General features: G+C 63.8%; 8 protein-coding genes and 2 pseudogenes. 5 read left to right on the top strand and 5 right to left on the bottom strand.

Annotation, left to right across the window (positions count from 1 at the left end; all coding sequences use genetic code 11):
- Positions 1-10 precede the first annotated feature (10 nt).
- The 4 genes and pseudogenes from IC50_RS27115 to IC50_RS43345 all read left to right on the top strand — a co-directional run.
- A complete protein-coding gene (locus IC50_RS27115) occupies positions 11-388 on the top strand; it encodes a c-type cytochrome (RefSeq protein WP_035711892.1) in 378 nt (125 codons plus the stop codon).
- Between the two features lie 31 nt (positions 389-419).
- Positions 420-722 carry a hypothetical protein gene (locus IC50_RS43335; protein ID WP_035711895.1) on the top strand — a complete coding sequence of 101 codons (303 nt, stop codon included), beginning with the start codon at positions 420-422 and terminating at the stop codon, positions 720-722.
- A gap of 2 nt (positions 723-724) precedes the next feature.
- The gene (locus IC50_RS43340; RefSeq protein ID WP_244429660.1) at positions 725-883 is read left to right on the top strand and encodes a hypothetical protein; all 159 of its coding nucleotides are present in this window, start codon (positions 725-727) and stop codon (positions 881-883) included.
- 10 nt (positions 884-893) lie between these two features.
- Positions 894-1,630: pseudogene (locus tag IC50_RS43345) on the top strand (outer membrane protein assembly factor BamB family protein); the annotation flags it as partial.
- A gap of 19 nt (positions 1,631-1,649) precedes the next feature.
- Here the strand turns inward: IC50_RS43345 and IC50_RS39405 are convergent.
- From IC50_RS39405 to IC50_RS39410, 5 genes and pseudogenes are all read right to left on the bottom strand, one after another.
- Positions 1,650-3,416: an SDR family oxidoreductase gene (locus IC50_RS39405; protein ID WP_085973974.1), complete on the bottom strand. Its 1,767-nt coding sequence runs from the start codon at positions 3,414-3,416 to the stop codon at positions 1,650-1,652.
- A gap of 57 nt (positions 3,417-3,473) precedes the next feature.
- Positions 3,474-3,677 (bottom strand): hypothetical protein, encoded by a 204-nt coding sequence (locus tag IC50_RS27135; RefSeq protein WP_035711919.1) that lies wholly within the window; start codon positions 3,675-3,677, stop codon positions 3,474-3,476.
- A gap of 301 nt (positions 3,678-3,978) precedes the next feature.
- Positions 3,979-4,938: pseudogene (locus IC50_RS27140) on the bottom strand (cation diffusion facilitator family transporter).
- On the bottom strand, positions 4,934-5,140 hold the full coding sequence (locus IC50_RS27145; RefSeq protein ID WP_244429661.1) for a hypothetical protein: 207 nt from the start codon (positions 5,138-5,140) through the stop codon (positions 4,934-4,936). The pseudogene IC50_RS27140 and the gene IC50_RS27145 overlap by 5 nt, the downstream one beginning before the upstream one ends.
- A gap of 11 nt (positions 5,141-5,151) precedes the next feature.
- Positions 5,152-5,349: a hypothetical protein gene (locus IC50_RS39410; protein WP_081492530.1), complete on the bottom strand. Its 198-nt coding sequence runs from the start codon at positions 5,347-5,349 to the stop codon at positions 5,152-5,154.
- A 309-nt stretch (positions 5,350-5,658) separates the two neighbouring features.
- Between IC50_RS39410 and IC50_RS27150 the strand changes: the two genes are divergently transcribed.
- Positions 5,659-6,090: alpha-amylase family glycosyl hydrolase (locus tag IC50_RS27150; protein ID WP_244429662.1), on the top strand; the 432-nt coding region annotated here is incomplete at its 3' end.

Below are 6,090 nucleotides of genomic sequence, written 5' to 3' on the forward strand. Positions count from 1 at the left end.
GGAGCAGCCGATGATGCGTCCGACGACACGCCTGCTCATCGCCGCGCTGCTCGCGATGACGGGTGCGGCCTGCGAGCCCGGCAGGGCCGCCGGCCCGGATAATTTCATCGGCGATGCGCGGCGTGGCACCGACCTCGTCAGGCAGTACCAGTGCGGCGGCTGTCACGACATTCCCGGCATCGCCGGTGCCGACGGCAATGTCGGCCCGCCCCTGCACCGGATCGGCACGCGGACCTACATCGCCGGCTACATCCAGAACTCGCCGGACAACATGGCCGACTGGATCGAGGATCCGCAACGGGCGTTGCCAGGTAACGCCATGCCCAGAATGGGCATCCCGCAGAAGGACGCGCGCGACATCGCGGCGTTTCTCTATACGCTGAAGTAGCTCATATGAACTCCATAATCGTCCGGCAAGCTTGTTCCGCAAAGCGCCGCTGCTGGCCATCACCATTATGGTCATCGCAATCATGGGACTGGGCCTCACCGCCGGTGGCGTCTGGCTCGCGGTGCTTGGCGGCTCCATTTATTATCTGGTAGCAGGCATCCTGCTCCTGCTCACAAGCTGGCTGCTGGCGCGCCGGCGCGCCGAGGCGCTCTGGGTCTATGCGGCGCTGCTCCTCGGCACGATGGCCTGGGCCATCTCGGAGGCTTGCCCTTCATTGCGCGCCGTCTGGCTCCGCACATCCGGGCCGCGCGATGGGCGCTCGGCCTCGTGTTGATCGTGGCAGCCGGCGTCCTCGGCATTTCCCAGGCGCGCGATCGCCACGATCTCGCCGGCATCTTACCGGACAGCGACGTGACTGGCGCGATTGCCTCATCCGAGCCTGTCGATGACGGCACCACCGACAATCAGGACCTTGTCGGTGACCACCGACGGTGAGGTCCCTAAGCTGACGGACGCGCAGATGTGGGGCAGCACGATGTTCGACCAGCTCGCCTGCCGCATCAAATTCAAGCGTCTGCGTTACGAAGGACCGTTCACGCCGCCCTCGGAGCAAGGCACGCTGGTCTTCCCGGGCGATTTCGGCATGTTCGAATGGGGCGGGATTGCCGTCGATCCAAAGCGCCAGATCGCGATCGCGAACCCGCAATCGATCCCTTCGTGTCCCGCCTCGTGCGGCGCGGAAAGGACAATCCGGCAGCGCCGAACGCCGCCCATCCGCCTGGTACCGAACTCGGGGTGCAGCCGATATACGGGGCTCCCTACGGTGTCGACCTCGGCATCTTCCTGTCGCCGCTCGGCATCCCCTGCCTTGCCCCACCCTGGGGAAACATCGCCGCGATTGATCTCAAGACGCACAAGGTGGTGTGGCAACACCGCATCGGCACGATCTGGGATCAGGCTCCGCTCCCGCTGCCGTTCAAGCTCGGCGTTCCCATGCTGGGCGGACCGATCGCGACCGCAGGCGGAGTCATCTTCATCACCGGGACCATGGACGACTACATCAGGGCTTTCGACGTCAACGACGGCAAGCAGCTCTGGCAGGGTCGCCTTCCGGCCGGCGGCCAGTCGACGCCGATGACGTATGAGGCCGGCGGCAAGCAGTATGTGGTGACGGTCGATGGCGGCCACGGTTCGTTCGGAACCAAGCTCGGCGATTACGTGCGGGCCTATGCGTTGCCGTGATGCGCGCCGGCCGGCTTGTCTATGCCTGGCGACGCCTCGTCCGGATCTGTCGGCGCGGACGGGCAACCGCTGAGGCAAGGAGAGCCACGCCCGCAGCCAGCCCCAGAACCGCGAGCCCCTGACTGATGACTCCGGCCGGTGGCAGCTGCTTCCGCACCAGCCAACCTCCATCCACCGACGCCCCGGGCGCAGACGCCTCGAGCATGCTTCCCTCGCTCACTGCTGCGCGCCGCGCACGCGACAGAAGCAACCGGAATGCGCCTCCCAACAGGTTCTCCGTCAATTTCGGCGCGCCGGCGTAAGCCGCCTGACCAGCCCGCGCGGGCCAACCGACGGCGACTTCATCGCGCGGCGCACGGACCAGATTGAGGAACGCCTGAGCGACGTCCTCGGACTGGTAGAGCAGCGGGCCGGGGTCGAGCCTCTTGCCCGACATGTTGGCGCCGTGAACGAAGCCCGGCGTATCCACCATCGCCGGGAAGACGCCGCAGACATGGATGTTGGGATGTGCGCCAAGCTCCTGGCGCAGGCTCGCCGTGAACCCGCGCAGTCCGAACTTGCTTGCGGTGTACGCGGCTGCAAACGGCGTCGGGGCCCAGCCGCCAAGCGAAATGTTGTTGATCAGGATACCCCGGTTCTGGCGCAAGAAGATCGGAAGGACCGCGAACGCACCGTTCATGGTTCCGAGCAGATTGACCTCGACGGTCCGGCGATGCAACGCAAGATCGGCGTCCTGGTAGGCCCCAAACACGCCCGTGCCGGCATTGTTGATCCAGACATCGATCCCGCCGAATGCATCTTCGGCCTGCCGGGCCAATCGCTGCACCGCTTCGGCATCGGTAACATCGGTGGGAACGGCTAAGGCACGGCCCCCCAGCGCCTCGCACTCCTCCGCAAGGCGCGTCAGGATCTCCCCGCGCCGCGCCGACAGGACCACACTTGCACCTCTCAGCGCAAACGCCAGCGCCGCAGCGCGGCCGATGCCGCTGGAGGCTCCCGTTATGACGACGCGTGTGCCGGCCATTGGTCGCAGCGGAGCTTGCTCGGCACCCACGGGGAGCAGCCATCGCAGCGACCGCCGTAGCTGCTCCGTCGCCCCTGCACGAAACCAGTCGCCATGCGCGAAAATGACCCGTTCGGGCTCGAGGCTCACCAGCCGTTCGGCTGCCGCCTGGACCGACCGGCCGCCGAGCCGCAACAGCAGCCGCAAATAAATCGGCGCCTTGCCGTCAGGCTTGGCGATGCCGAGCAGGTTTACAGCAGCCTGCTCTGACACGGGACGATCCTGGGACTCGAGGTTCTGCACGAGATCCGTCAGGATCAATGTGCGGCTGCGCTTGTCGAATATCTCCACTTCCGAGAACATTGGCGCGTTCACGGTGATGGTTTCGAGCTCCGACGACCATTCTTCCGGCGTTGTGCCGCCGAGCTCGCGGTCAATGCGCAAACCTGCCTCGCGCACCTGCTTCCTCGCCGAGAGGCCTCGCGCCGCGAAGGTCGCTGCCTGCGGGAAATGCCTTTGCCATGCCGGCAGAAACATCCAGTGCGCGACATTCGGCGCCACAAGAAATTTGATCTGCCCCAGGCACTCGAGCTCGGCGCGCAGGGCGGGCGAATATCGCACCGGCGAGTGCAGCACGAGGTCACCATTCGACAGCCGAATGACCGTCATACGAATGGGCAGAACCAGACCCGCCGCATTGATCGGCGCGTCGTCCGCGATCCAGATGTCGTCCGTCACTCTCGTGAGGGTGGCAGTCGATACGGCCCTGTCGAATCTTTGCATGAGCGTCGTTCCGTGAGGATCTGTCCAAATCCCCGGAGGTGACGCTCGTTCCTCAGATCATTGCAGCCGCATGCCCGAGACTTCCGACAGAGCTCTGGAACCTGCCTGCCTGAGGTCGTCGAGGGAAATCTGTCCTCTTGTCGCCGCCTCCAGGAGCTTCGAGGCGACGTGGGTCCGGGCCCCGATCTCCCGGTGCGAGAGGCTTTCACAAACCTCCTCGAGCACGGCGCGCAATAACGCCGTTGTCTCCGTGTCGAACATGCGAGCCGCCTCCAGCGGAAGTACGTCACGGTAATTCAGTCCGGGCTGCCTGGGATTCAACATTGTTAACGACCGAATGATTTATTGATCGAATGCCGACAGGTCGCTCCTGTGCGGGGCCGACAAGCGTAGGAACCCCGCGCCGCGCGATCGCTTGACAGACGGCATCCGGACCTTGCCCATGCGAACACCCCGAAAACGAGGCTCCCAGCGAACAATATCTGCCGGAAGCTTTCTGGTCGCCGTCCTCGCCGTTCTGATCATCGTGAACGCCCTCGAACGGCGGACGATGTGAGGGTTCCTACGCCTCCTCGTCGCCGAAGCGATCCGCCTGCACCCTGCGGTATCGGGCCTCGGTCTGCGGCTTGATGAAGATGGCCGCGACCTCCGGATGGTGTCTTCGGATGTCGTGCTCGATCGCAACGACCGACTGCTCGATCTCGTTCGCCCGCTTGTCGTCCGCGAAACTCGATGCTGAGGGCCGCAACTACCTCGCTTGGAGACAGCTGCACCGTCAGCAAGCCGTTGGCGCGAAGCACGCCGGGGGACCGTCGCGCCACGGCAAGGATCGACCGCGCGAGATCGGGATCAGCCGGTTCACCGATCAGAAGGCTCTTGCTCTCGCGCGCGAGCGCGATGGAAGCGATCCCGAGCAGAACGCCGATCAGGATGGACCCGACACCGTCCCAGACCGGTTGCTTCAGCGAGACCGCGGCCGCCGTTGCGGCAGCGGCGAGGACCATTCCGATGAGCGCAGCGCTGTCTTCCAGCAGCACCATGAAGGCCGGCGGATCCTTGCTGCGGACGAATGCCTCGTAGGAGCCCAATCTTCGACCGCCCGCCCGAACGCGCTGTAGAGCAATCAACCAGGACGCACCCTCGAACAGAAAGGACAATCCGAGCACGATGTAGCCGACCACGGTTGGGGCCGTAGAACATGGATTACGCCCTGATAGAAAGAGACGCTGGCGCCGAGCGCAAAGATCAGCAGGGCAACGATGAAGCTCCAGAAATAGAGTTCGCGACCGTGACCAAGCGGATGCGCCTCGTTCGGGGGCCGGGTTGCCCGGCGATAGCCATAGAGCAGCAAGGCCTCGTTGGAGGTATCGACGACCGAATGAAGGGCCTCGCTCGTCATTGACGAGCTACCAGTCCATAGCGCCGCCCCGATCTTGGTGACGGCAACGAGGACGTTGCCAATCAACGCGGCGTAGACGGCAATCTTTGTCGACGACCGCGCCTGCTCCACCTTGTCGCTAATGGCCAACCGCCGCTTGATGCGTGATCTCTGAGGCCAGCTCGAACTGCGCAATCCGCTTGTCCAGCCGCCACAGCTCGATACGATGCACCAGCACGAGCGCGGCCGCCTCCCGTCTGGCCTGATCGTCGTCGCCACAGACCAGATTGATGCAGCCGAAGACGTGACCATCGGGACCAATCTGAAACGCGCGATAATGCTTCATGGCGGGCATCATCATCGTCGGTAGCCGGGAGCGCTCAACAATTCGGTCAGGTCCGAGGCCACCTCATTTTGCTTGGCACTGCGCAATAACATCTCGCGTTCCTTGCCCGGAGGCATGCGACGCGCCCGCTCCCGGGCGGCTTCGGCGAATGACATCAGTCGTTGTTGAAGTGGTTGGGTCTGTTTCCTACGGCTACGTTTGGCGGTCATTGGCATTCCCGAGGCTCGCTCGTCCGAGAGAAAATGGCCCCGGCGGGAGGTATGGCGCCGGGGCCGGCACATGCCGGATTGGGGCGACCCAAACCGGTAACCTTTATAGGTTGCGACCGAAGTCGGGTTCCCGCACTTCAAAAGGTTAAAGACTTCGGATTTTTCGGGCCCGAAACAAGGATCCACCCGATGAGCCCCCGGACGACGATTTGTGACAGCCATAGCAACCATTGTTCCGTTCCGGACTTGGATGTCTCGTAACAGCTGAGGGCGGTGGGAGATGCGTCGCCATACGAGGTGAACGACACGATGACTGACGAGTCGCACGACGAAAGCCCGTGGTGGCAATCCGCGGTCATCTACGAAGTCGCGCTAATCTCGTTTCAGGATACCGACGGCGATGGCAAGGGAGACCTTGCCGGCCTGAAATCGCGTATCGACTACCTCAAATGGCTGGGGATCGATGCGGTATGGCTTACGCCGATCTACAACAGCCCGTTTCGCGATCTCGGCTACGATATTTCCGATTATTGCGCGATCGATCCAGCCTTCGGCACTCTCGGCACTTTCGATGAGCTCCTCGCCGCTCTTCACGAGGCCGGCATCCGGCTCGTTCTCGATCTCGTGCCAAATCACACCGCGAACGATCATGAATGGTTTGTCGGGAGCCGTAGTTCACGCAACAGCGCGAAAGCCGACTGGTACATCTGGGCCGAAGCCGCCGAGAACGGCGGGCCGCCC

The sequence above is a fragment of the Bradyrhizobium genomosp. I (2014) genome (assembly GCF_000261685.1).
GTDB lineage: Bacteria > Pseudomonadota > Alphaproteobacteria > Rhizobiales > Xanthobacteraceae > Bradyrhizobium.